General features: G+C 32.5%; 23 protein-coding genes and 2 pseudogenes. 16 read left to right on the top strand and 9 right to left on the bottom strand.

The annotated features are described in order from the left end of the window. Positions 1-5: 5 nt before the first annotated feature. The 6 genes from HMPREF2642_RS04255 (at position 6) to HMPREF2642_RS04225 (ending at position 8,319) form a co-directional block, all read left to right on the top strand. Positions 6-1,118: a glycosyltransferase family 2 protein gene (locus HMPREF2642_RS04255; protein ID WP_030058726.1), complete on the top strand. Its 1,113-nt coding sequence runs from the start codon at positions 6-8 to the stop codon at positions 1,116-1,118. 37 nt (positions 1,119-1,155) lie between these two features. After that, entirely contained in the window at positions 1,156-2,019 is an 864-nt protein-coding gene (locus tag HMPREF2642_RS04250) for a phytoene/squalene synthase family protein (RefSeq protein ID WP_030058728.1), read from the top strand. A gap of 12 nt (positions 2,020-2,031) precedes the next feature. Beyond that, positions 2,032-3,537 (top strand): phytoene desaturase family protein, encoded by a 1,506-nt coding sequence (locus HMPREF2642_RS04245; RefSeq protein WP_070597692.1) that lies wholly within the window; start codon positions 2,032-2,034, stop codon positions 3,535-3,537. 250 nt (positions 3,538-3,787) lie between these two features. Next, positions 3,788-4,948, top strand: a complete 1,161-nt coding sequence (locus tag HMPREF2642_RS04235; protein ID WP_070597691.1) for an aminotransferase class I/II-fold pyridoxal phosphate-dependent enzyme — start codon at positions 3,788-3,790, stop codon at positions 4,946-4,948. A gap of 26 nt (positions 4,949-4,974) precedes the next feature. Next, positions 4,975-5,973 (top strand): D-lactate dehydrogenase, encoded by a 999-nt coding sequence (locus HMPREF2642_RS04230; RefSeq protein WP_070597690.1) that lies wholly within the window; start codon positions 4,975-4,977, stop codon positions 5,971-5,973. 66 nt (positions 5,974-6,039) lie between these two features. Further along, the gene (locus HMPREF2642_RS04225; RefSeq protein ID WP_030058739.1) at positions 6,040-8,319 is read left to right on the top strand and encodes a CDP-glycerol glycerophosphotransferase family protein; all 2,280 of its coding nucleotides are present in this window, start codon (positions 6,040-6,042) and stop codon (positions 8,317-8,319) included. A 62-nt stretch (positions 8,320-8,381) separates the two neighbouring features. Here HMPREF2642_RS04225 and copZ read toward each other — a convergent pair whose 3' ends face one another. The 3 genes from copZ to HMPREF2642_RS04210 all read right to left on the bottom strand — a co-directional run bounded on the left by copZ (position 8,382) and on the right by HMPREF2642_RS04210 (position 11,539). Continuing rightward, positions 8,382-8,588: a copper chaperone CopZ gene (copZ, locus tag HMPREF2642_RS04220; protein WP_030058741.1), complete on the bottom strand. Its 207-nt coding sequence runs from the start codon at positions 8,586-8,588 to the stop codon at positions 8,382-8,384. 87 nt (positions 8,589-8,675) lie between these two features. Next, positions 8,676-11,027 (bottom strand): heavy metal translocating P-type ATPase, encoded by a 2,352-nt coding sequence (locus tag HMPREF2642_RS04215; RefSeq protein ID WP_229346803.1) that lies wholly within the window; start codon positions 11,025-11,027, stop codon positions 8,676-8,678. 305 nt (positions 11,028-11,332) lie between these two features. Next, positions 11,333-11,539: a hypothetical protein gene (locus tag HMPREF2642_RS04210; RefSeq protein ID WP_002432535.1), complete on the bottom strand. Its 207-nt coding sequence runs from the start codon at positions 11,537-11,539 to the stop codon at positions 11,333-11,335. Between the two features lie 196 nt (positions 11,540-11,735). On the opposite strand from HMPREF2642_RS04210, the gene HMPREF2642_RS04205 reads away from it, so the two are divergent. Together HMPREF2642_RS04205 and HMPREF2642_RS04200 are read left to right on the top strand one after the other, a co-directional pair. After that, positions 11,736-12,605, top strand: a complete 870-nt coding sequence (locus tag HMPREF2642_RS04205; protein ID WP_002432492.1) for an SDR family oxidoreductase — start codon at positions 11,736-11,738, stop codon at positions 12,603-12,605. Positions 12,606-12,687: 82 nt separating this feature from the next. Next, positions 12,688-13,248 (top strand): annotated as a pseudogene (locus HMPREF2642_RS04200) (sugar O-acetyltransferase). A 159-nt stretch (positions 13,249-13,407) separates the two neighbouring features. Here HMPREF2642_RS04200 and HMPREF2642_RS04195 read toward each other — a convergent pair. Next, positions 13,408-14,474 (bottom strand): annotated as a pseudogene (locus HMPREF2642_RS04195) (acyltransferase family protein). A gap of 318 nt (positions 14,475-14,792) precedes the next feature. Here HMPREF2642_RS04195 and pruA point away from each other — a divergent pair. Beyond that, positions 14,793-16,337, top strand: a complete 1,545-nt coding sequence (gene pruA, locus HMPREF2642_RS04190; RefSeq protein ID WP_030058747.1) for an L-glutamate gamma-semialdehyde dehydrogenase — start codon at positions 14,793-14,795, stop codon at positions 16,335-16,337. A gap of 97 nt (positions 16,338-16,434) precedes the next feature. On the opposite strand, the gene HMPREF2642_RS04185 is transcribed toward pruA, so the two are convergent. After that, positions 16,435-16,986 (bottom strand): TetR/AcrR family transcriptional regulator, encoded by a 552-nt coding sequence (locus tag HMPREF2642_RS04185; RefSeq protein WP_030058749.1) that lies wholly within the window; start codon positions 16,984-16,986, stop codon positions 16,435-16,437. Between the two features lie 204 nt (positions 16,987-17,190). On the opposite strand from HMPREF2642_RS04185, the gene HMPREF2642_RS04180 reads away from it, so the two are divergent. The 4 genes from HMPREF2642_RS04180 (at position 17,191) to HMPREF2642_RS04170 (ending at position 20,253) form a co-directional block, all read left to right on the top strand. Further along, a complete protein-coding gene (locus HMPREF2642_RS04180; RefSeq protein WP_002432860.1) occupies positions 17,191-17,418 on the top strand; it encodes a FeoA family protein in 228 nt (75 codons plus the stop codon). A gap of 5 nt (positions 17,419-17,423) precedes the next feature. Further along, positions 17,424-19,418 carry a ferrous iron transport protein B gene (gene feoB / locus HMPREF2642_RS04175; protein WP_049427857.1) on the top strand — a complete coding sequence of 665 codons (1,995 nt, stop codon included), beginning with the start codon at positions 17,424-17,426 and terminating at the stop codon, positions 19,416-19,418. Between the two features lie 12 nt (positions 19,419-19,430). After that, positions 19,431-19,592, top strand: a complete 162-nt coding sequence (locus tag HMPREF2642_RS11395) for a FeoB-associated Cys-rich membrane protein (protein ID WP_023351110.1) — start codon at positions 19,431-19,433, stop codon at positions 19,590-19,592. 196 nt (positions 19,593-19,788) lie between these two features. After that, positions 19,789-20,253, top strand: a complete 465-nt coding sequence (locus HMPREF2642_RS04170; RefSeq protein WP_002469886.1) for a hypothetical protein — start codon at positions 19,789-19,791, stop codon at positions 20,251-20,253. Positions 20,254-20,392: 139 nt separating this feature from the next. Here HMPREF2642_RS04170 and HMPREF2642_RS04165 read toward each other — a convergent pair whose 3' ends face one another. Further along, positions 20,393-20,710 (bottom strand): YrhK family protein, encoded by a 318-nt coding sequence (locus tag HMPREF2642_RS04165; RefSeq protein ID WP_030058754.1) that lies wholly within the window; start codon positions 20,708-20,710, stop codon positions 20,393-20,395. Between the two features lie 95 nt (positions 20,711-20,805). Here HMPREF2642_RS04165 and HMPREF2642_RS04160 point away from each other — a divergent pair, with 95 nt between their 5' ends. Further along, positions 20,806-21,324, top strand: coding sequence for a methylated-DNA--[protein]-cysteine S-methyltransferase (locus HMPREF2642_RS04160; protein WP_030058756.1), 519 nt, complete (start codon positions 20,806-20,808; stop codon positions 21,322-21,324). A 54-nt stretch (positions 21,325-21,378) separates the two neighbouring features. Here HMPREF2642_RS04160 and HMPREF2642_RS04155 read toward each other — a convergent pair whose 3' ends face one another. Continuing rightward, entirely contained in the window at positions 21,379-22,545 is a 1,167-nt protein-coding gene (locus tag HMPREF2642_RS04155; RefSeq protein ID WP_030058758.1) for a hydroxymethylglutaryl-CoA synthase, read from the bottom strand. 240 nt (positions 22,546-22,785) lie between these two features. Here HMPREF2642_RS04155 and HMPREF2642_RS04150 point away from each other — a divergent pair, with 240 nt between their 5' ends. Beyond that, on the top strand, positions 22,786-24,066 hold the full coding sequence (locus HMPREF2642_RS04150; RefSeq protein ID WP_256276637.1) for a hydroxymethylglutaryl-CoA reductase, degradative: 1,281 nt from the start codon (positions 22,786-22,788) through the stop codon (positions 24,064-24,066). Between the two features lie 81 nt (positions 24,067-24,147). Here the strand turns inward: HMPREF2642_RS04150 and HMPREF2642_RS04145 are convergent, their stop codons facing one another. Together HMPREF2642_RS04145 and HMPREF2642_RS04140 are read right to left on the bottom strand one after the other, a co-directional pair. Continuing rightward, positions 24,148-24,582: a CHAP domain-containing protein gene (locus HMPREF2642_RS04145; RefSeq protein WP_002432351.1), complete on the bottom strand. Its 435-nt coding sequence runs from the start codon at positions 24,580-24,582 to the stop codon at positions 24,148-24,150. Between the two features lie 252 nt (positions 24,583-24,834). Continuing rightward, the gene (locus HMPREF2642_RS04140) at positions 24,835-25,053 is read right to left on the bottom strand and encodes a sterile alpha motif-like domain-containing protein (RefSeq protein ID WP_002432484.1); all 219 of its coding nucleotides are present in this window, start codon (positions 25,051-25,053) and stop codon (positions 24,835-24,837) included. 178 nt (positions 25,054-25,231) lie between these two features. Between HMPREF2642_RS04140 and HMPREF2642_RS04135 the strand changes: the two genes are divergently transcribed. Continuing rightward, positions 25,232-26,119: a cidABC operon transcriptional activator CidR gene (locus HMPREF2642_RS04135; protein ID WP_002432609.1), complete on the top strand. Its 888-nt coding sequence runs from the start codon at positions 25,232-25,234 to the stop codon at positions 26,117-26,119. Positions 26,120-26,233 lie beyond the last annotated feature (114 nt).

Here is a 26,233-nt window from a genome sequence, read left to right as displayed (position 1 = left end):
AAGAATTGAAACTTATACAACTCCTTTTATCATTAGCATCTGTTATTTCATTAATTTGTGGAAAATTTATATATAATAGAAGACATACATTATCTCGCTCGAAACATAGTACTATTCATAGCAATGAATTAACAGTTATTATACCAGCTAGAGATGAAGCGCAAAGGTTGCCACACTTGTTAAGATCTTTGACTAAGCAACATGGCATCTATGAAATTATAGTTATGGACGATGCGTCTCAAGATGGGACGAGTGAGGTTGCCAAAGCTTATGGAGCAACTGTTTATGAAACTAAAGAAGATAGCCAATGGTATGGTAAATCTCATGCGTGCTATCAAGGAGCCCAACATGTTCAAACGCCATTAATGATGTTTGTTGATGCAGATGTCATCTTTAATAGTCATGCTATTGAGGCGATATTAAATTCATTTGCTAAGCAAGGGAATCAAGGACTATTAAGTATTCAACCTTACCATGAGACTTTTAAATTTTATGAGAGTCTTTCGGCTATCTTTAATTTAATGACGATTGTCGGAATGAATCGATTTTCAAGTTTAGCGGGTAAATTTAATAATTATACGGCTTTTGGTCCTGTCACAATAATGAATAAAGAGGATTACTTTAAAACAGGTGGTCATAAAAACGCACGCAACACTATTATAGAAGGCTTTGCATTAGGAGAGGCATTTAGTCAATCTAACTTGCCTGTTACAGTATACGAAGGTAGTGAATATGTTAAGTTTCGCATGTATGAAGAAGGACTTCGCTCACTTATACAAGGATGGACAAAGCATTTTTCAGTAGGAGCCAATCAAACTGAACCTAAAGTAATGTTGGCGATTGTAATGTGGTTAATGGGCTCACTCACATCTACAATGGCTTTACTACTTGGATGGATTGCTAAACCGATATCGTTAATATTTTCCGGAATTGTTTATATTTTATATACATGGGAATTTGTAAGTTTACATAGAAGAGTGGGTGCTTTTTCGATAATATTGCTCATTCTTCATCCAATTTTGTTTGTGTTCTTTATTATTATCTTTATAAACTCATGGCGACACGCTCATTTTTCAAAAAAGGTAAAATGGAAGGGTCGTACATTTGATATAAGTTGAATTTTAAACTAGGCCATTAAATTATAGGAGGAATTCCATGACATCGAATGAAAAAAACTTTAAATACTGCCATCAAATTATGAAAGAACATTCTAAAAGTTTTTCTTATGCTTTTGATTATTTACCTGAAAATGAACGCAAAGCAGTATGGGCGATTTATGCAGTATGTCGAATTATAGATGACAGTATTGACGTACATGAAAATCCTCAAATACTTAAAAATATACACGAAGATATTATAACTATCGAGAAAAATCATGACGTTGAAAACTACGAATTTAAAAGCAATCAAATGATTATGGAAGCTTTGTATACAGTTTCTCAAAATTTCACAATTGAATATCAATCTTTTTATAATCTCATTCAAACTGTATATGAAGACCAGGATTTTGAGATGTTTGAAACTGATGATGAATTATTAAACTATTGCTATGGCGTAGCAGGTACAGTGGGAGAAGTATTAACTCCTGTACTAGCGGAGCAACCAAATGAAGAAACGTATCGAATCGCGCGTAAACTAGGAGAAGCACTTCAAATAACCAATATTTTAAGAGACGTAGGAGAAGATTTTGAGAATGACAGAATTTACTTCAGTAAGTCGAGTTTGTCTCGATTTGATGTCTCTATTGAAAATAATTTTAACAATGGAGTGTCACAGCAATATATTGATTTATGGGAGCATCATGCGAAACTAGCTCAAGAAGACTATGATATTGCACTATCAAATCTTGGTGTTTTCAATAAAGAAGCGCAACCAATTATTGAATTAGCTTCAATTATTTACCGCGGCATATTAGATGAAGTGAGAAAAGCTTCCTATACATTACATCGTCGTGTCTACGTTTCTAAATTAGATAAGGTAAAAATGTATAAAACAATAAAAAAGAAATATCATTTATAGGTGGAATGTAGTATGAATATTGCTGTAATAGGAGCAGGCGTCACTGGATTAGCAGCGGCAGCAAGACTTGCTTCGCAAGGTAATAATGTAACAATTTTTGAAAAAAATGGGTATCCAGGTGGTCGAATGAGTCAATTCACTAAAGATGGCTTTACCTTTGATAAAGGTCCTTCTATCGTGATGATTCCCGAGGTATACAAGGCAGTATTTGAAGAAAGCGGTAAGAAATTTGAAGACTACGTAGATATGGAACAATTGCGCTATATTTATGATGTTTACTTTGGGAAAAATGACAAAGTAAGAGTACCTACTGATTTAGCCGAACTTCAAGAAACGCTTGAAAGTATTGAACCAGGTACGACACATGGGTTTATGTCATTTTTAACTGATGTTTACAAGCGATATGAAATTGCGCGCTATCATTTTTTAGAGAAAACATATAGAAAGGTTACGGATTTCTATAATGTAGATTCGCTTATTAAAGGTTTGAAATTAAAAACATTAAACAATGCTGATAATTTAATAGAAAATTATATTGATAATGAACGAATACAAAAATTATTAGCATTTCAAATGTTATATATAGGAATTGATCCAAAACGCGGCCCCTCTTTATACTCAATTATTCCTATGGTAGAAATGATGTTTGGTGTTCACTTTATTAAGGGGGGCATGTATGGATTAACACGTGGACTTGTTAAATTAAATAAAGATTTAGATGTGAATATTCAATTAAATTCTAATATAGAAGAAATCATCATCGACCCTAAATATAAGCGTGCTGATGGCGTAAGGGTTAATGGTCTTGTGCAACGATTCGATAAAGTATTATGTACAGCAGATTTTCCTTATGCAGCGGAAAAATTGATGCCTTCACATTCACCCGTAAAAAAATATAAACCTAGTAAAATTGAAAAATTAGATTATTCTTGTTCTGCATTTTTAATGTATATTGGTATTGATAAAGATGTGACTAGCGAGATGTTGCTACATAATGTCATTTTTTCCCAACAATTCCGACAAAACATAGATGAAATATTTAACGGTTCATTACCTGAAGATCCATCTATTTACGTTTATGTGCCAGCAGTTGGAGATCGGAGTATGGCACCTGAAGGTCAAACCGGTATCTATGTTTTAATGCCTACGCCAGAATTAAAAACAGGTCATATTAATTGGAAAGATGAAAATGTGATTAGGAAAGTTAAAGATATTATCTATCGTCAATTAGAGACAATTGACGTATTAGAGGATGTAAAATCAAATGTTATATCTGAAACTGTTTATACACCAATCGATTTTGAAAATGATTATAATGCGAAGTTTGGTACAGCATTTGGTTTAATGCCGACATTAGCCCAAAGTAACTACTACAGACCTCCAAATGTTTCGAGAGATTACAAAGATTTATATTTTGCTGGAGCGAGTACACATCCTGGTGCCGGAGTACCTATTGTATTAACTAGCGCTAAAATTACTGTAAATGAAATGTTGAAAGATATAGACAATAATATTTAGTGAAAATTAGGAGTCATTCAATTTGAAAAAGAGTCCATAAATGTTTGAAAATAAATCATTCGTTTATGGATTTTTTATATATTTAGTGGGAATTTTTTTGCTGATTCATAATAATTACCGTTATTCTAGAATTAGGGAAAGGGAGATAATTAACTTCACTTATCTGAAAATTGTTAATATTGACATAATTAATCTTGTTGATAAAATTGATAATAATAAGAGGATTGAGATTTAATAAAGGGGGCTTATAATGGTAATTTCAAATAGACTTGCTACAATCCCTGATAGTTATTTCGGAAAGACAATGGGGCGTAAAGTTGAACATGGATCTCTTCCGCTTATTAATATGGCGGTAGGAATTCCCGATGGAGAAACACCTAAAGGTATTATTGACCATTTTTCTGAAGCGTTACGTATTCCTGAGAATCAAAAGTATGGTGCTTTTCACGGGAAAGAGTCTTTTAAAGAAGCCATTGTAAATTTTTATGAACGACAATATGGTGTCACACTTCATAAAGACGAAGAAGTTTGCATTTTATATGGCACTAAAAATGGTTTAGTTGCATTACCAACGTGTGTAGTCAATCCTGGCGAAACGGTGCTTTTACCAGATCCAGGATATACTGATTATTTAGCTGGCGTCATGTTAGCAGATGCTAACCCTGTACCCCTAGAACTAGAGCCACCAGATTATCTACCTGATTGGAATAAAATTGATCCACAAGTTTTAAAAGACATTAAATTAATTTATTTAACGTACCCTAATAATCCTACTGGTTCTACAGCTACACAATCCGTATTTGATGAAGCAGTACAACGATTTAAAGATACAGATACTAAAATTGTACATGACTTTGCATATAGTGCCTTTGGGTTTGATGATAAAAACCCAAGTATTCTTGCATCGGAACATGGTAAAGATGTCGCTATCGAAATCTTTTCCTTATCCAAAGGATATAATATGTCAGGATTTAGAGTCGGATTTGCTGTAGGAAATAAAGACATGATTCAAGCTTTGAAAAAGTATCAAACACATACTAATGCTGGCATGTTTGGAGCATTACAAGATGCCGCCACGTATGCTTTAAATAATTATGATGATTTTTTGATACAACAAAATGAAACATTTAGACGAAGACGTGACACATTTGAAGCAAAACTTAAAGAAGCAAAATTACCATTTGTTCATTCTAAAGGTGGTATCTATTCTTGGTTGCGTACGCCACAAGGGTATAATAGTGAACAATTTGAAACGTTTTTATTGCAAGAGAAATCTATTTTAGTAGCACCAGGTATACCTTTTGGGAAAAACGGCAAGCATTATGTGCGTATTTCTCTTGCATTAGACGATAAGCAACTAGAAGAAGCTACAGAGAGATTAACAGACCTTGCCAACATGTATAATGGCTAAATGTTAATCAGAGGGGATGATTGAGAATGACTAAAATTAAAATTATGAGTGTTAGAGATGAGGATTTACCTTATATTGAAGAATGGTCTAAGCGTAATAATATAGAAGTTGATTTATCAAGAGAGCAACTAACAGAAGATAATGTCGAGACAGTTTCAGGTAGTGACGGTCTCTCATTATCTCAAACTTTACCTATCTCTGAAGAAATTTATAAGAAGTTAGAATCATTTGGGATAAAACAAATCGCTCAAAGAAGTGCTGGATTTGATGATTATGATTTAGACTTAGCGACTAAATATAATCTAATTATTTCCAATGTGCCGTCATATTCACCACGTAGTATTGCTGAATTTGCGGTTACTCAAGCTGTTAATGTCGTACGTTATTCAAATCGCATTCAAAATAAGATGCAAGAGTACGATTTTAGATGGGAACCATCGATTTTATCGCAGTCTGTGAGTGATTTAAAAGTTGCTGTAATTGGTACTGGACGTATAGGTAGTATTGTAGCTCAAATATTTGCCGAAGGATATCGTAGTGAAGTAGTAGCATATGATCCATTTCCGAATGAAAATGTGGCTAAGTATGTAACTTACAAAGATACTTTGCAAGAAGCGATTGAAGAAGCGGATATTGTGACTGTGCATATTCCAGCTACAAAATATAATCATCATTTGTTTAATGAGGCTTTATTTAGTTACTTCAAAAAGGGCTCGGTATTCGTAAATTGTGCAAGAGGTTCTTTAGTTGATACTCAAGCACTGATATCGGCGTTAGACCAAGGGCGATTAAAGGGAGTTGCCTTAGATACTTATGAACTTGAAGTAGGTGTATTTACAACAGACCGACGTGGAGAAGATTTGAACGATGAATTATTAAACTCATTAATACAAAGGGAAGATATTATTATAACACCGCATATTGCTTTCTATACTGAAGCAGCAGTGGAGAATCTTATTGTTGATGCCTTAGATGCTGCTATGGATGTCATAAATATTGGAGATACTCGTCTGAGAGTGAATTAGTTAAAATGAGCTTTTATAAGAATAACACTAACTATGATTCAACAACATATAAAGGATGGAACAACAATGCAAATCACTATACTTGGTTTTAACATATTTGCCAAAGGGGGAACTTCTAGAAGTAATATCAATTTAATTAAAGCTTTTTTGAAAAATGAACATACAGTTAACTATTTTAATTATAAAAAATTCGATCAAGCACAGAAAGATTTACTAATCCAAGAGGAAGACTTAGCGAACAATTCAGTTGATATTTTTTATTTAAACAACTTAAAGCAATTAGCAAAAACTCAATTATTAATTATTACTAGAGAAGCATTTTTTAAATATTCGAGATTAATTAAAAAATATAACCCCAAAATAAAAATTGTTGGAGAAATACATGGACCACTAAAGTATATTACTGAAGATATAGATCTTTCGTTAGATACAATTGACTGTGTGAGAGTAAGTACTAAAAGTATAAAATCGGATTTTATTAAAAGGTTTAATTATAAAAATGTTTTTAACCAATACGTGAATACTGAACACATTCCCATTGATAAAATTACCAAAAATACACATAAACATTTTTTAATTAAATCACGATTTGAGGATGAAGTTAAAGATATTTCGTACGCGATAAAATTATTTAATTACATAATAAAAAATAAAAATACGATAAATATCAGACTCAATATTATTGGTTATGGCCCATCAGAAACATTATATAAAAACTTGGTTAACTACTATAATCTGAATAAATACGTCTACATTAATGGGTACCAACCTCAGAATTATATTTATATTTCTACATCCCCTTATGAAACGCTTGGTTATTCTATTATTGAATCGATTTTTAAAGGTAACAGAGCATTGATATATGGTGGAGATGATGGACTTCTAAAAGAAATTTATCAATCATATCATTGTACTGAATTTTTAACTAAAGACATTGAAAAAGATTGTGAGATTTTATTAGCATTTGCACAAAAAAATTATAATGATAAAGAAAGAATAGAAGACTGTGAAATGCTACAAGAAAAATTTAATTACAAAAATTATGCCGAAACTTACTTAAAAAATATAGATATTGCTATTAATTCTAAGGAAGTTAGGTTTAATAGTAATTACAAACTCGCAGTAGCAAGAAAAAGTAAGTTGAAAAAGGATAAAAATGAAGTTACTTTAAAAGAAAGAGCTAGACAATGTTATCAATGTATAAGAAAAGTATTTCATGTTATACATAGACCATTTTATCTTAGAAAATTAAATAAAATTAAACCTAGTAAAAAATATGTATTTATAGAATGTTTTCATGGTAAATCATTTAGTGGTGATCCGAAATATATTGCACATGCAATTCGTCGTCTGTATCCTGAAAAAGAGATTTTCGTAAGTTCTGTCAATGCATTAGTCGACATGGAAATAAGAGAGAATGGGTTTATCCCAACAAGACTCTCAAGTGACGATTATGTTAATAAATTTCGTAGAAGTAAATATATATTTATAAATGGTAATGCTATTGATAAAGTGTATAAACATCGAAATCAGGTTTTTGTAGAAACTTGGCACGGTCTACCTATGAAGAAAATGGTTAATGATCTTAATAACAAGAAAGAACGTATGATTCAGTTGAAAAATTTTCTTCCTAGAATGAAAAAGTGGGACTATTTATTAGTTTCTTCAGATTTAAATAAGAAATTATTTGAGTCTGCTTTCCAAACCTCTAAAAATCCTAAGTTAAACATCCTTAATTATGGTGCGCCTAGAAATACGTATTTATTAAAAAATAATACACTTGAAGAACAAAATAGAATTAAACTTAAATACCTATTTAAGTTATCTGATAAAAAGAAATATATCTTATACTGTCCAACATGGAGAAGAAACGAAAGGGAAACAATTACTAATATAGATATCGAGAAATTAATAGATTATTTGCCTACAGAGTATGATATTATTATTAAACTTCACCCAAATGAAGGGGCTCTACGTAAATGCTACAGTCATATTAATGAACGCGTGCATTGTTTCTTTAATGAATTAGTTGATATCCAAGAGTTATATTTAATCAGTGAATGTATTATAACCGATTATTCGTCAACCATTTTTGATTATGCGCATTTAAATAAACCAATTATATTATTGCAAGAAGATGAAGAGCTATACCAAAAAGAAACTGGCTACTACTTTAATATATTCGATTATGGTAGTTTTACTATAGGCAGTAAGAACGAAGAGCTGTTAGCTCAACAAATCGTGGAACATGAAAGTGTTGACTATTCCAGATTGATTAACTTATTAATGACTAACGATTCAACGGATAGTTGCGAAAAGATATTAAAAGAGATTTTTGAAATATAATAAAAAATATAAATGCCTCAGTAAGATTTTACCTATCTTTCTGAGGCATTTATATTTAATAACTATTTTGCATCATAGCCTTGATCTTCAATAGCATCTTTCATTTGTGTGATGTTCACTTTTGAATCATCAAATTCTACACGAACGTTATTTTCTTCTAAATTAACTTCGGCAGATTGTACACCGTTTAAGTTTGCTAATGCTGATTCAACTGAATTTTTGCAATGTTGACAGCTCATACCTTCTACTTGAATTATTTCTTGAGTCATAAGACTTCACTCCTTTATCGATATCTTCATCTATATTATAATCTTAAAACGCTATTCCGATTAATGAAAGTAATGGTAATCGGGAATTTATAATTTTATCTTTTTAAGACGCAGTGCGTTTGTCACTACGCTAACTGAACTCAATGCCATGGCTGCTCCGGCTATCCAAGGCGCAAGTAAACCTAAAGCGGCTATAGGAATACCTGCGACATTGTATCCAAATGCCCAAAATAAGTTTTGACGTATATTGCGAATTGTTGCTTTACTAGCTTTTATAGCTTTAGGGAGTAGTAGTAAATCACCACCAAGAATTGTAATATCTGCAGCCTCAATAGCTACTTCAGTACCTGTACCTATTGCAATTCCAATGTCAGCTTTAACTAAAGCAGGTGCATCATTGACACCGTCGCCAACCATAGCAACATTTCGTCCTTCTTTTTGTAATAGAGCTATTTGTTCAGCTTTTTCTTCAGGTAACACATCAGAGATAACACGGTCTATACCTACTTCTTTAGCAATTGCTTGTGCCGTTTGTTTGTTGTCTCCAGTGAGCATGACTACTTCAATATTCATATTTTGTAAATGATTAATGGCTTGTTTTGCAGTATCTTTAACAGTATCAGCAACAGCAATAATACCTTTCAGTTCATGTTCAATTGCAATTACCATTGCAGTTTGACCATGTTGTTCATATTGAATTAATTTGTTATTGAGTTCTTGAGTTATATTGATGTCATAGTTATGCATTAACTTTCTGTTTCCAACTAAAATACGATGACCATTTATTGTCGCTTCAATACCCAGGCCAGGTACAGCTTTGAAAGTTTCGTTGCCTAAAAGTGTTAAGTTTTGATCTTTAGCATAATTGACGATGGCTTCAGCTAAAGGATGTTCAGATGCATTTTCAGCACTAGCTAACAGCTGAAGTGTATCTTGATCGCCAACATAATCTGTAACTTTTGGTTTACCATTAGTGATGGTACCTGTTTTATCTAATACAATAGTGTCTATATGGTGAGCTCGTTCTACAAATTCGCCGCCTTTGAATAAAATACCATTTTCAGCCGCGCGACCAGTACCTACCATAATAGATGTAGGCGTTGCTAAACCAAGTGCACAAGGACATGCAATGACTAGTACTGATATCGCAGCAAGCAACGCAGGTTCAAATTGACCAAAATGAATGAAAATAATCCAAATAATAAATGTAATCAATGAAATACCAACAACCACAGGTACGAAATAACCTGAAATGATGTCCGCTAATCTTTGAATTGGTGCTTTAGAACTTTGTGCTTCCTCAACGACTTTAATAATATTTGCTAATGCAGTGTCACTGCCCACTTTAGTAGCTTTTATGATCAAAGAACCATTTTTATTTAGTGTAGAGCCAATTACTGCATCTCCGATTGTCTTTTCAACTGGAATAGATTCACCAGTTAACATGGATTCATCGATGGAGGTGCTTCCTTTGATAATCTCACCGTCTACAGGAACCTTTTCACCAGGTTTAATTACTAAAGTATCTCCCACTATAACTTCATTAAGAGGAACCATCATCTCTTGATTATCTTTTAATACTCGAGCTTCTTTAGCTTGTAAACTTAATAATTCGCCCAATGCATTGGTAGTCTGAGATTTAGCACGTGCCTCTAAATACTTCCCAAATAGAATGAGCGTAATCAAAATAGCACTTGTTTCAAAATATAAGTGAGGTTCATTCACTTTATTTAGTAACCATCGGATCATTTCATAAATACTGTAAAAGTATGCCGCGCTTGTGCCGAGAGACACCAAAACATCCATGTTGGCAGAACCATTGCGTAGGTTCTTATAGGCACCTACATAAAATTGCCAACCTATAATAAATTGTACAGGTGTAGCTAGAATGAGTTGTATCCATGGATTCATTATAGTTTCTAGTAAATGAACAGGAAATACATGAATGAGCATTACAAGTAAAAGTGGTGCAGATAAGATTGCTGAAATCATTAATTTAGTTCGTTTTAATTTTAATTCTTGTTCTTTTCGAGATGACTTTTCTAAATTATTATTTGTGATTGGTTTAGCATCGTAACCTAATTTATGAATTCTTTGAATAAGTTGATCCGTATTCGTTGTACTAGGGTAAAATTCAATTAATGCTTGTTCAGTTGTCAAATTGACTGTTGCATTTTGAACGCCGTCCATTTTGTTAAGAACTTTCTCTATACGATTCGAGCAGGCTGCACATGTCATCCCAGTAATATCTAATTCTTGTTTTTCAGTTGCAACATCATAACCTAATTTCTTGATTTGTTCTACAAATGCTTCTGGTTGATATTCATCGGCATTATATTCAATTGTTGCCTTTTCAGTTGTTAGATTCACTTGAGCTGTAACATCGTCTAATCGATTTAATTTCTTCTCTATTCGGTTAGAGCACGCAGCACATGTCATTCCGGTAATATCCAATGTGGTAGTTTTATTAGACAAAGGTATACCTTCTTTCTGCGTTTTTCTTAATTTCAATATACCCCCTATAGGTATTAAAGTCAATTTAATAGTTTCTAACTTTTAGTAATAAAAAAACGCGCACATCATCAAATGTCGATGAGGTACGCGTCTATAATCTATATTTAAGAAATTGTTTTACAATCATGAATGATAGAGGGATAAAAAATAGTTGAATATTTGTTATATCGTTAGTAAATGTTTATTAGATTGTTATTTCAATTTCGATTTATAAATAATCAATTCATTTCTTAGAAAAAGTCTGATGGGTTCAAGTTTTCTAGATCTAAATTTTTAAAATTATTGAAATCTAAATTTGAGATGTCTTGAACTAGCTCACCACTTTTAGCTTGTTCATAATAATAGCTGGCTTCGTTAAGGATATCGTGGTCTTGAAAAGTTTTAACTATTCCTAAGATGATAAGTACTGAGATAACTCCTTTTAGTAATGTTTTCATAATGGTGGCTCCTTTGTTTCTTTCTTAATATATAGTATATGTGATTTTTTTCTAAGGGTCATGAGCCTATAGTATTGAGATACTATCGTACTTTAGAACTATTTTAATAAATAAAATCTCTATGTGGTAGTGTAAGTGTTTGCTTGTTGTGCGATATGGGAATGTGTTTTGTAAGTATAGAGGAGGTTGATTTTTAGTGAGTTTATTAGATTTTCATAAAGAAATAAAAGGCTACACTCAAGATAGACAGCCTGGTATAGAAGCGGACATGAATCCTAAGCCAGTAGCTGAATTAGATGAATATAAAGCAGCAGGTAAATTAAAAGGCAAAGTTGCTTTAATTACTGGTGGCGACTCTGGTATTGGTCGTTCCGTAGCAATACTATATGCTAAAGAGGGAGCAAATGTTGCTATAGGTTATTATGATGAACATCAAGATGCTGAAGACACTGTTAAACGTTTAAAAGAATTAGGCGTAGATGCAAAAGCATATGCACATGATTTAAAAGACGAGCAACAATCTAAAAAACTCATTGATGATGTTGTTAAAGATTTTGGTAGTTTAAATATTTTAGTAAATAATGGTGGTGTTCAATTCCCACGAGATAATTTTGAGGATATTACGCCTGATCAAGTCAAAGAGACGTTTATGACGAACATTTTTGGAATGATGTTCTTATCGCAAGCAGCTGTTCCACATCTTTCAAAAGGTGACGCAATTATTAACACTACTAGTGTAACGGCTTATAGAGGTTCAGGTCATCTTATTGATTACTCTGCGACAAAAGGTGCGATAGTGTCATTTACTCGCTCTCTTGCGACAACATTAATGGAAAAAAGTATTCGAGTTAACGCTGTAGCACCAGGACCTATATATACTCCATTAATCCCATCTACATTTGATGAGGAAAAGGTTGAAAATCAAGGTGGAGATACGCCAATGGGTCGCCGAGGCCAACCAGCAGAGCTAGCTCCTTCATATGTGTTCTTAGCAACTCAAGCAGATAGTTCATATATTACAGGACAAGTCATTCATGTTAATGGTGGAGATTATATTACGACATAAATATAAATATGTTTAGAGGCTGAGATATGAATGATTATCTCAGCTTTATTTAGTATATTGTTATTTGAATTGAGGGATAGTCATGACTGAAAAGGAAAAAATGTTAGCACATCAGTGGTACGATGCTAATTTTGATGATGAGTTGAAAGAGGATAGGTTACAAGCAAAAGAGTTATGCTTTGAATATAACCACACACGCCCTAGTAATGTTAAAAAACGCAACGCAATAATGGAGAAATTATTCGGCTATAAACTTGAGAATGTGGGGATTTCAATCCCGTTTGATACAGATTATGGATGGAATATTAAGTTCGGAAAAAATGTATTTATTAATACCAATTGTTATTTAATGGACGGCGGTGGCATCACGTTTGGAGATAATGTATTTATAGGTCCTAACTGTGGATTTTACACTGCTACACATCCACTTAATTTTGAGGAACGTAATAAAGGGCTAGAACTAGCAGAACCCATTGTAGTAGGAAGTAACACTTGATTTGGGGGACATGTGTCTGTGTTGCCTGGGGTGACGATAGGTGAAGGAACCGTTATTGGTGCAGGAAGTGTAGTAACCAAAGATATACCCCCTCATTGCTTAGCAGTAGGTAATCCTTGTAAAGTGATTAGAAAGATTGAGCAGTAATATTAAAAAAACAACGAATAGCCCATAAATGTACTATGATTTCATTTATGGGCTATATTGCTTATTCTATTATAAACTCTAATTTTTAAATGTACATTCTCATGATTTTAGCTTAGTCTTTTAATTTTAAAAATGAGATAAAGCTCTTCATTCTTGATCTTAATCCATAAGATTATTTTTGTAACTTTTATAAACGGCAGTGTAGTTAACTTTTCCTATACCACCTACAATATATTTTCCAAATTTAAATAAATTAAAAACGTATCCAACTGTAATAGCTAGAGATAATGTAACTATAGTATTGAATATTACATTTTTAATTGGGTTATGGCTTAATAATCCTAAATCATGCACAAAAAATAATGAACTAAGTAGATACAATAGGAGTAATTACTTATAAATACAATAAACTTAGGTACATACTTAATATAGGAAGAAAAGAGGAAAAATAATAAAATAATCATTGTTACATAAATAGGTGTATCTATTCTTTTAGATTCTACCCATGTGCTAATACCAAGTAAATAATTTGAAAACATGAAAAGAATTGATAGAAATGCTCCAATAATTATATGAATAGAGTAATTTTTTATTCTTTCCATAAATACTTCATAGTAAGTGCCTATATAGAAACCGAGTAAAAAATAGCTTAACCAACCTATGAAAATCATCCATCCCTCTCGATCCCAAATAGCTGCTATTATAGGATTATCAGGAGGCGATACAAAGGATCTCATAGCCCAATACATTGTGGTGATAAAAATTGATATAACAATCATCCCAATTGGATTCAAACCAATTAGATATTTAGAAAATAGCCAATGTAGTATATAAAATTGAAAAATAATAACTATAAAATATGTAACAGCCCCTCCATGAAACATTGTTTCTTTAACATGGAATAAATATTCATGTAAATTATTTGGACTAAAGTAAAAATAAGAAATACTTAAATTAATAATAATGTAGGGTATGCCCAAATAAATCAATTTATTTTTGAAGAAGCCCTTTTTTAATTTTGAGCCAAAATTTTTTGCTAGTAAAAATTCTGATATAAAAACGAACATTGGCGTACTAAACATTAATAATAATTGGAATAGACGAAGTGATGTACTATGAGGGACGGAATGCATTTTTGAAAAAGTGGTAGTAATAGAGTGAATGATTACTATACTTAAACACGCGATGGCGCGCATCCAAAAAATTACTGATGTATAAGTTTTCATATGTTTATACCTTTCTGAATTTATTTATTTTTTAGAATATAGGGCTCAACCATTAATTCTATACAATAATTTTCTTATTTTCAACAACTTTTTTACTAAACAAAATAATTGAAATGCATAAAATTGTAAATTTAATCATAAAAAGACACATTAACTCCAAATTATTTTTAAGACTTTTCAGATAATATAAATGTAAGCGATTGCAAAACCGGGTGTGAACATAGTAGAATAAGGTAAATGATATGAACTATCATTTGAAATGTATGTCAATGTTTTGTGGTTTTAATAATCTTAATAATACATAGGGGGTTAATGATAATGGTAGTACCTTTCAAAAATGAACCTGGGATTGATTTTTCAGTACAAGAAAATGTAGACCGCTTCAACGAAGTATTAAAGAAGGTAAAAGGGGAACTTGGTCAAAATATTCCGCTATTCATCAATGGTGAAAAAATAGATAAGAGTGACAAGTTTGAATCTCTAAACCCTGCAGATACAGCTCAATTAATTGCTAAAGTTTCTAAAGCTACAAAAGACGATGTAGAAAATGCGTTTCAAGCAGCGAACGAAGCTTATAAATCATGGAAGAAATGGTCTCATAAAGATCGTGCTGAATTGATGTTACGCGTTGCAGCAATTATTCGTCGTCGTAAAGAAGAAATTTCTGCTGTTATGGTATATGAAGCTGGAAAACCATGGGATGAAGCAGTAGGCGATGCTGCAGAAGGTATCGATTTTATCGAATATTATGCACGTTCAATGATGGATTTAGCAGAAGGTAAACCTGTGTTAGATCGAGAAGGTGAACATAATAGATATTTCTATAAACCCATAGGTACTGGCGTTACAATTCCGCCATGGAACTTCCCATTTGCAATTATGGCGGGTACAACACTAGCTCCAGTGGTGGCTGGTAATACAGTTCTATTAAAACCTGCAGAAGACACTGTACTTACAGCATATAAATTAATTGAAATTTTAGAGGAAGCTGGTTTACCTAAAGGTGTTGTTAACTTTGTACCTGGTGATCCTAAAGAAATAGGAGATTATTTAGTTGATCATAAAGATACACACTTTGTAACATTTACAGGTTCTCGTGCAACAGGTACACGTATCTATGAACGTAGTGCTGTAGTTCAAGAAGGACAAAACTTCTTGAAACGTGTTATCGCTGAAATGGGTGGTAAAGATGCTATTGTCGTAGATGAAAACGTTGATACGGATTTAGCAGCAGAGGCAATTGTAACGTCTGCGTTCGGATTCTCAGGACAAAAATGCTCAGCATGTTCACGAGCAATTATCCATAAAGACGTGCATGATGAAATTTTAGAGAAAGCAGTCAAACTAACTAAAGATTTAAATTTAGGTAACACGGAAAACAATACATTTATGGGACCAGTAATTAATCAGAAACAATTCGATAAAATTAAAAATTATATCGAAATTGGTAAAGAGGAAGGTAAATTAGAACAAGGTGGAGGCACGGATGACTCAACAGGTTACTTCATCGAACCAACCATCTTCTCAGGTCTTAAGTCAGCTGACCGTATTATGCAAGAAGAAATTTTTGGACCAGTTGTCGGATTTATTAAAGTTAATAGCTTTGATGAAGCAATTGATGTTGCAAACGATACTGATTATGGTTTGACAGGTGCAGTCATCACAAATAACCGTGAACACTGGATTAAAGCAGTAAATGAATATGATGTAGGTAACCTTTACCTCAACCGTGGTTGTACTGCTGCCGTAGTTGGATATCATCCATTTGGTGGTTTCAAAATGTCAGGTACAGACGCTAAAACAGGTAGTCCGGACTACTTACTTAATTTCTTAGAACAAAAAGTTGTTTCAGAAATGTTCTGATAAAATAAATAAAGCCGTTAATAGGAAGGTAAAATGAGTGTTGACTCAAATGCTTCCTATTGATGGCTTTTTCTAATTAATTTTAGAGTACAAAAATCTATTCAGAAATACTAATGTTGATTGCTTTATGGAAAACTTTATCAATTTCTGAAGCGGGCCATTGAATGTTTTCTTGTTTAATCCACTCCATAAATCCATCTAATGTAGAACCATAGATATAAAATACTAAATCTTCTGGGATTGTTTTATCAACAGAGATACGATGAATATTTTCTTTAATATCTGCCTTCATAATATCTACACAAACTTCTTTAAATATTTTACCGAATGATACATCATCTTTTTGTACTTTTTCGATTTTTTCCAATTCTTCTTTATTTGTAAATGTAGCTTCAATTGTTTGGAAAGGATTATTTAACCGATCTTTTAAGTCGGTTGAAAAGTAATCTTTAGTGAGTAACTTGAATAGATAAACTAACAAATCATATTTGTCATAGAAATGTTTATAAAAAGTCGTCCGGTGAACCATTCCAGATTCGCAAATTTCATTAACAGAAAGAGATTCGAAACTTCTTTTCTCTAACAATTGATAAAGACTCGATGATAACGCCTTTTTAGTTTTCACTACTCTTAAGTCTTGTTCATTCATAAATATAACCTCGCTCATCTACACTGTATAGTTAAACTATATCGTCGCATTAACCATTACGCAATAACTTAGATTTATGTATAGATAATCATTTCTAAAAATAGACACATTTATCTTTTTGTAGATATTGTAAATCATAGGTAATAGGCATATGATTTTCTTATTGATAATGATTATTAATTAAGGTTAGAAAGCGTGAGTATGATGTTGAATTTAATGACTGGGATGAAAAATAAACAATATAAAGTTAAAAGTATCAATCTGAATAATAAAAGCATGTTATATCGTTTGGGAGCACTTGGTTTAAAGAAGGGCAGTCTAGTGAGTATTAAGCGTAAATGCTTATTTAATGGACCAAGTGTAATTGAAATCAATGGTCAATATCTTAGTATTAGACAATCAGATGCTCGTCAAATTGCATTAGAGGAGTAGATGATATGAATGAAAGTTATTGCATTTTAGGTAACCCTAATGTAGGTAAAACATCTCTATTCAATGCATTGACAGGATCTTATGAGTACGTTGGGAATTGGAGCGGTGTGACGGTCGAGAAAAAAGTAGGTAAATTAAAAGAAAATCTAGGACAATTAATAGATTTACCTGGTGTATACGATCTTTCACCAATCACTAAAGATGAAACAGTTGTTACAGAATTTCTGATGGAAACATCATTTACTGGAATGATTAATATCATTGATACTAGTCAAATTAAAAGAAATCTGCAATTAACTGTTCAATTGCTAGAACTCAATGTTCCTATAATCATTGGTTTAAACATGATGGATGTAGCTATTCAACATGGTTTAAAGATTAATTATGACACTCTAATGAGAAAGTTAAAAGTACCTATTTTTCCTATAGTAGCAAGAAAAGCTAAAGGTACAAACACTTTATTGCATGAACTTCAATTCTTGAAATCTGATCAAAGACAACACTTCAAAATTGATTATGGCAATGAGATTGAAGAAGCTATCGAACGACTTAGCTCAATTATCAAGAAAGAAACGTCGTATCCAAATGAACGAATACGTTTTATAGCAATTCAATATTTGCTTGATAATGTCAAAATTAACGAAGAATTAGGGGCTGAGTTGATTAATCTTCTAGAGCCCATAAAAACAAACTTAGATAAACACTCTAATATGTGCGTACGCGAACGTATAGAAGTTATAAGAGAAGCATTTATAGATAATATCTTAAAAAATGTTGTTGAATATCCGGAAGAAGAAAAACAATTTTTCACAGCTAAATTAGATAAAATTCTTATGAATAAATATTTAGGAATTCCAATATTCTTAGGTATTATATGGCTAATATTTCAAACCACTTTCACATGGGTGGGGACGCCTTTATCTGATAAAATGGACGATTTCATCGGTGGTCAATTAACCGATTGGATAAAACTACTGATGCAACAATTGCATCTATTACCGTTTCTTCAAGACTTAATTACTGATGGTATTATTGCTGGAGTAGGTTCAGTATTAGTATTTATTCCTCAAATCGTAGTTTTATTCTTCTTTATTTCATTGCTCGAAGATTCAGGTTATATGGCTAGGATTGCCGTATTGATGGATAAGACTATGGAATCCATTGGTTTAAGTGGAAAGTCGTTTATCCCTATGATTATTGGCTTTGGATGTAATGTTCCAAGTATTATGGCTGCGCGTAGTATTGAAAATGAAAAAGAAAGACTTATTACTATTTTAATCGCGCCATTTATGTCGTGTTCAGCACGGTTACCCGTCTATGCTTTGTTCGTAGGTGTATTCTTTAAAGAATACCAATCACTTATCGTACTTAGTTTATATTTAATTGGCATTCTGATTGCTCTTTTAGTGAGTACTTTTATGAATAAATTTATTTTGAAAAATGAAGACTCGGTTTTTATCGTGGAATTACCAACATATCGTGTACCTTCAATTAGAACGTTATGGCGTAGTACATGGGAAAAGGCAAAAGGTTTTGTGAAAAAAGCAGGTACATTTATTTTCGGTGGTTCAGTAGTGATTTGGGCTTTAACTTATATGGGCCCTAATGGATTTGATGTGAAAATTAACCAAAGTTTTATGCATATACTGGGAGAAGTTTTTGCTCCTATCATTGCTCCTTTAGGTTTTGGAACTTGGCAGGCAGGAGCAACATTGATACCAGGCTTTTTAGCAAAAGAGGTTATTATTAGTTCAATGGCTATACTTTATTCTTCCAATGAGAATGGTTTAGTCAATGTGATTCAACACCAATTCACTCCAATTTCAGCATATGCGTTTATGATATTTATACTATTATATGTACCTTGTATCTCTACGGTTGCCACTATTAGAAAAGAAACATGTTCTTGGAAATGGACACTTATTGCTGTGATCTATCCAGTATTAACAGCGTACATTTTAACATTAATGTTTTATCAAGTTAGCCATTTATTTACGTAAGGAAGTGATTCTATGTATGTATTATTAAACATTTTAATTATCGCAGTTATTGTAAGCTATACAGTGTATACATTATTTAAGTTCTTTAAACGATCTAAAGCAGGTCAATGTGGAAGTTGTAAATCGCAATGTCATTGCAATACCTCTTCTTCTAAAAAGTCTTCGCCATCTTAGAACTAAATAAAATCCTCCTCAAATAAGAACTTCTCTACTCATTTTAATAAATAAGAGTAGGGAAGTTTTTATATTAAGTAAATATTGAGTTATTATTAATTTACTTTTCTAATGATTAAACTTTTTAAAAAGTGATATATTATATGTAACTATTTTTTTAGAATGTAAATTTTTATTAATACGGAGGATTTAATAAATGAAAGGTAGCAAGAAACTAGATAGCTTACTAGAGGATAATAAGAAGAAATTAAAAAAGTTATTTAAATATGATAAAAAAGAAGCTTTGGCTTTCACAAAAGAAGATCGTGAGAAAGTCAAAGATAAGTATGGGGTTTATGTTATTTTTGATCAAAAGAAACCAGTTTACGTAGGACAAACTGGTGGGTACTCAACGACTTATAAACCTATAAATAAAGACTTATACACTAAATTAGGACAATATAACTCTCATTCAGATAGTGGTACAACAAAGTTTAGAAAAGGGTTTGCCCAAAGTAAAAACTTAGATCAATCTGATTTAAAAAGTATCACTGCTCAAGAACATAGTTTAACTTTCCAATATATTAAAGTTAAAGATGAACCTGCCTTTATAAATATTTTAGAACTTGTCGCTTTAGAGTATGCGAAAGATAAAGGTTATGAACTATATAATTTTGAATAATTAATTTTTATGATATGTGAAAAGCTGAGGCATTTATTTATTGCCTCAGCTTTTAAAGTATTCAACTTATGTTTATTAAAATTATTACGATTCACTAGTATATTAAAACAAACTTAAGAATGCTATCACCACACAACCTTCATTCAGATTGATTTTTTAATTCATCTTTATATAGGCGTCTATAATAATTAGATAATTTGAGATCATGTATAAATGAGATAATTGGTCGTGCTGTCATTTGAAGACTACCGATAACAAAGAGGACTGTGCCGGCTATCATTGTTTTATCGCTAAAGAAGAGAAAGCTTCCAACCAGAAATATTAAACCTAACACGATATCATTAATTTGATACAGTGCTTTGTAAAAAATAGTAATTTCATTGGCATGGTTTTGACTTTTAGGACTTAAGTTATTTTTATTAAAATGAAGATCCACATCGTTTTTATGCTGAATCATATTATTACCTCCACTATGTTTATTGAGTTAAAAATTCCCATTCAATAATAGAGTTAAACTTAGCAATCGTATTATATGATAAAGGAGTTATTGAAATGCAATATCAAACGAAATTTCAATCCCCACTAGGTGAACTGCAATTAATTAGTGATGGTTCTGCACTTACGCATCTTTTATATCCGAACCAACATATAGAAAATGTTAAAACAAAAGGGGACTTACCACTATTTCAAAAAGTGACTCAGTGGCTAGAACAATATTTTGAAGGTAATCATCCAGTTATAGATTTTACATTAGCACCACATGGAAGCGACTTTCAGCGTGAGGTCTGGGATGAGTTAATAACAATAGCATATGGAGACTTAGAAACATATGGAAACATTGCAAAAAGTGTTGGTCAAAAGTTAGGTAAGCCAAAAATGTCTGCTCAAGCTGTAGGAGGGGCAGTAGGTCGTAATCCGATTTCTATCATCATACCTTGTCATCGTGTGGTAGGTAAGGATGGAAGTTTAACAGGTTACGGTGGCACGATAGATAATAAAATTAAATTGCTAGAAATTGAAAATGTTGATATGTCTCAGCTTTATAGACCGAAATATAGTACAAAGCCATAAAGAAAGCTTGGGAGTCTTAGGTAAGACTTCCAAGCTTTGATATTTGTCCATGATTTATTCTGCAATATGATATTCACGAATATCGTCATTAATGTCTTTCAAGTAGAAGAGATCATTGTCTTTATCTGATTGTTCAATGTCGTGATTGAATTCTAAATCATCAAAACGTTTAAAGAATGATTCGTATTCTTCGACAGAAACTTCTGTACGATTGTTTAACAATGCTTTGTGTCCTTCAATGTCTAGATGTTTTTCGAAACCGTCTACAAGTGTTGCACTGAAGAATTCGCCAACAGAACCTGAGCCATAACTAAATAAACCAATTGTTTGACCACCTTTGAGGTCACGTGTTTCAAGTAATGATATTAAACTTAAGTATAATGAACCAGTATAGATGTTACCAACATAACGGTTATAATATACTGCATCTTCATATCCTGATTTTAAGCGTTCTTGTGTAGTTTCATCAGCATTATCAATGATAGAATCTAAAGCTTTTTTACCCATTTTGGTGAAAGGTACATGGAAGCAAAGTGATTCGAAATCAGATAGTGTTTTACCTTGACGACGTGCATATTCATTCCAGCTTTCTTGGAATGATTTAATGTAAGCGTCTTTAGATAGTGCACCTGCAACGAGTGGGTATTTGTGACCTGTAGGACGCCAGAAGTCGTAAACATCTTCGGTATAAGCAACTGCATCATCGTTTAATGTTAATATGCTAGGCTCATGAGAAATCATCATTGCTACAGCACCAGCCCCTTGAGTAGGTTCTCCGCCTGAGTTAATACCATAACGTGCAGTATCACTTGCGATAACTAGAACTTTCTCGTTGGGACGTTGTGCAAGATAGTCTTTAGCAAGTTGGATTGCAGGAGTTGCAGCATAACATGCTTCTTTCATTTCAAAGCAACGTGCGAAGGGTTGAATACCTAATAAATTATGGATTTGAACTGCTGCAGCTTTGGCATTATCAATAGCAGATTCAGTTGCTACAATTACCATTCCAATATTCTTTTTATCTTCGTCTGTTATAATATCTTTAGCAGCATTAGCACCCATCGATACGATATCTTGGTTGACAGGACTTACTGCCATTTCAGTTTGTCCGATTCCTATTAAGAATTTATTTGGATCAACTTGGCGTGCTTCTGCAAGCTTTGCCATGTCTACATAATATTTTGGTACATAAAAGTTTATTTTATCGATACCTATGTTCATAAGGCGAATCATCCTTTCAGTTTTAAAGTAGCATTAGTATCATATCAAACCAATACAATGTTATACAATGAAATATAACAGAATATTTCATCAAAGTATAATAGAAATGTAAGCGTTTTACACGATGAATTGTTATCATTAAATTAATCGTCTATATGGTATGATTGGAAATTTAATTTTCCGGAAAATAAATATTTAAAAGTTTAAAATAACTTGAAAGATACATATAAAAGGAGTTTAATCATGAAAAGTTTAGAAAAAGGATTTAGACATTTATCTCGAGAGGATAAATTAAAGCAATTAGTCGAGTATGGATGGCTCAATACTGATAATTATGATTCATTACTTAGTCATCCTCTTATTAATGAAGAAGTGGCAAATAGTTTGATTGAGAATGTAATTGGTCAAGGCACTCTACCAGTTGGACTATTACCTAAAATTATTGTTGATGATAAAGAATATGTGGTGCCAATGATGGTTGAAGAGCCTTCAGTAGTGGCTGCCGCAAGTTATGGAGCGAAACTTGTTAACCAAAGTGGTGGCTTTAAAACAATCTCAAGTCAAAGATTAATGATCGGTCAAATTGTGTTTGACGATATTGAAGATACAGAACAATTATCTAAAGATATCCAAGCACTTGAACCACAAATACATCAAATTGCTGATGAGGCTTATCCATCTATTAAAGAACGTGGGGGCGGTTACCAACGTATTGAAATAGATACGTTCCCTGAGCAACATTTACTATCATTGAAAGTATATGTTGATACTAAAGATGCGATGGGCGCTAATATGTTAAATACAATTCTTGAAGCAATCACTGCTCATCTTAAAAACGAATTCCCTGAAAAAGATGTTTTAATGAGTATTTTATCTAATCACGCGACGGCTTCAGTAGTTAAAGTGCAAGGCGAAATAGATGTTAACGATTTAAATAGAGGTGAGAGAAGTGGCGAAGAGGTAGCACACCGTATGGAACGTGCCTCAGTATTAGCTCAAGTTGATATTCATCGTGCAGCTACTCACAACAAAGGTGTAATGAATGGTATTCACGCAGTAGTTCTTGCTACAGGTAACGATACAAGAGGTGCTGAAGCGAGTGCACACGCATATGCTAGTCGTGATGGTCAATATAGAGGAATTGCGGCATGGAAATATGATAAAGAACGTGGAAAATTAATCGGTACAATTGAAGTACCTATGACCTTGGCGATTGTGGGTGGTGGCACGAAGGTATTACCTATTGCAAAAGCCTCGCTCGATTTACTCAATGTAGCGTCAGCCCAAGAGTTAGGTCATGTTGTAGCTGCAGTCGGTTTAGCTCAAAACTTTTCAGCTTGTCGTGCGCTTGTATCAGAAGGTATACAGCAAGGACATATGAGCTTACAATATAAATCATTAGCAATTGTTGTTGGAGCACAAGGTGAAGAAATTGCTAAAGTTGCGGAAGCATTGAAACATGAAACACGCGCTAATACAGCTAAAGCTAAAGAAATTTTAGAAGAATTACGTCAATCATAATTAAAAAGCCATCAAACGGGTAATGAATTCCATAAGTAAATGTTGATATGGTTTCATACTTGTTTGATGGCTTATTTTATATTAATAAATATAATTATAATGACGTGCTGATGATTTACTAATAATACGTGTTCCGTAACCTAAAGGAACATTATAATTATACTCTGAGATTTTAATGCTTCCACTATTGTATACTTTCTCTACAATTGCCACGTGCCCATAATAACCTGCAGTAGATTGCATAACAGCGTATTTTTTTGGTTTGTGTCCCGTTGAGTAACCTGAACGGCGTGCGTTGTAGTACCAGTTCCTAGCGTTTCCCCATCTATTAGAAACAGGCTTCCCTAATTGAACTCGACGTTTATAGGCCCACCAAGTACATTGATGTTTGCTGTAATAATTATATGAAGCAGCGTGTGATACGTGCGTATGTTCTATAGTTTGATATGTTAAAGTTCCAGTGAACATGATTCCAGTAGCGATAATAATACGTGATAATAATTTTTTAAGTTTCATTGCTTCTCCCCAAAAAATGTATTTATTTTTTAACCGTATATATAATAATCTTTAAAAATACGTAATACAATATAAGAAACGAATTGTACAAGCAAATGTAATGTTCTTGAAATATTGTATTTCTTTTTGTAATAAAGTTAATATTGTATGCAATTTACAATGAAAAAGACGCCCCGTAGGACGTCTTGCGAGATGATTAACTCCATGCATTCATGTATAAAGAATATGTTAAACGTAATGTATTAACGGTCATTATACATTTTGGGTGAATTGGTTGAAAACAGCAAGTGCGCGTTTGATCACTGTCACAGGTATGTTTTCAGGACATGGATTATTTCGAAAATATGTCAATATTTCACTATGGCTCTTCACTTCTTTAGGAAAATTGATATCTTGATTAATCCAATCAACCAATTCACCTAACGGTGTGTCATCACCATGGAAACTTTGCATAAATTCGTAAAAGCTCAATTCCTCACCTCAAAAAATGTAATATGAGCCACAGACATTGTAACATATTTTAATTATTTAAAAATACTTGTTAATAAAGAATTTTGACTATGCAATTCTTTTAGGAAAATTATTAATCGCTAAAAAGGTCAATCATATTGTATAATTAATATATTATTTATAAAAAAGGGGGATATGCGTGGACATTAAACACATGAAATATTTCGTCGAAGTCGTAAAACAAGGTGGAATGACAAACGCATCTAAATCTTTATACATCGCTCAGCCTACAATAAGTAAAGCAATTAAAGATATCGAAGCAGAAATGGCTGTCCCCTTATTCGATAGAAGTAAAAGAAATTTAGTACTTACAGATGCTGGGAAAATTTTCTTCAATAAATGTAAAGAAATTATTTCTTTATATGATAACTTGCCTACAGAAATTAATAGTCTGTATGGGTTAGAAACAGGGCATATTAACATTAGTATGTCTGCAGTTATGAGTATGCGTAAATTTATAGGGATTTTGGGTGATTTTCATCAATTATATCCAAATATCACTTACAATCTTATCGAAAGTGGAGGGAAAACCACAGAGAACCTCATCTTAAATGATGAAGTGGATATCGGTGTAACGACTTTACCGGTCGATCATCATTTATTTGAATCTATTTCACTCAATAAAGAAGATTTAAGAGTAGTATTACATAGGGAACATCCATTAGCTTATAAAACTAAAATTAAGATGGAGGAACTCGCTGAAGAGAATTTTATACTATTTAATGAAGATTTTTATTTGAATGATAAAATTATCGAAAATGCTAAAAACGCTGGGTTCGTTCCTAATATGGCTTCTCAAATTTCACAATGGAACGTTATCGAGAATCTCATCATCAATAAGTTAGGAATTACAATATTACCTGCAACTATCTCAGAGTTATTAAATGATGATGTGAAAATGATTCAACTCGAAAATGCTAATACAGAATGGGAACTTGGCGTAGTGTGGAAAAAAGATAAGCGTTTAAGTCATGCGACAAATAAATGGATAGAGTTCTTAAAAGAAAAATTGACTGAACAAAAGTAGAGTAATATGTTCGCCTCAATTGTAATTGATTATTAAGACTACAATAGCCAGTTCATATCTTTTATTTATGAGTTGGCTATTGAGTCATGATAAATTTGTATTTTTACGTTACAA

The sequence above is a fragment of the Staphylococcus sp. HMSC055A09 genome (genome assembly GCF_001809655.1).
GTDB lineage: Bacteria > Bacillota > Bacilli > Staphylococcales > Staphylococcaceae > Staphylococcus > Staphylococcus capitis.
This window is presented reverse-complemented; position numbering and strand designations above follow the sequence as displayed.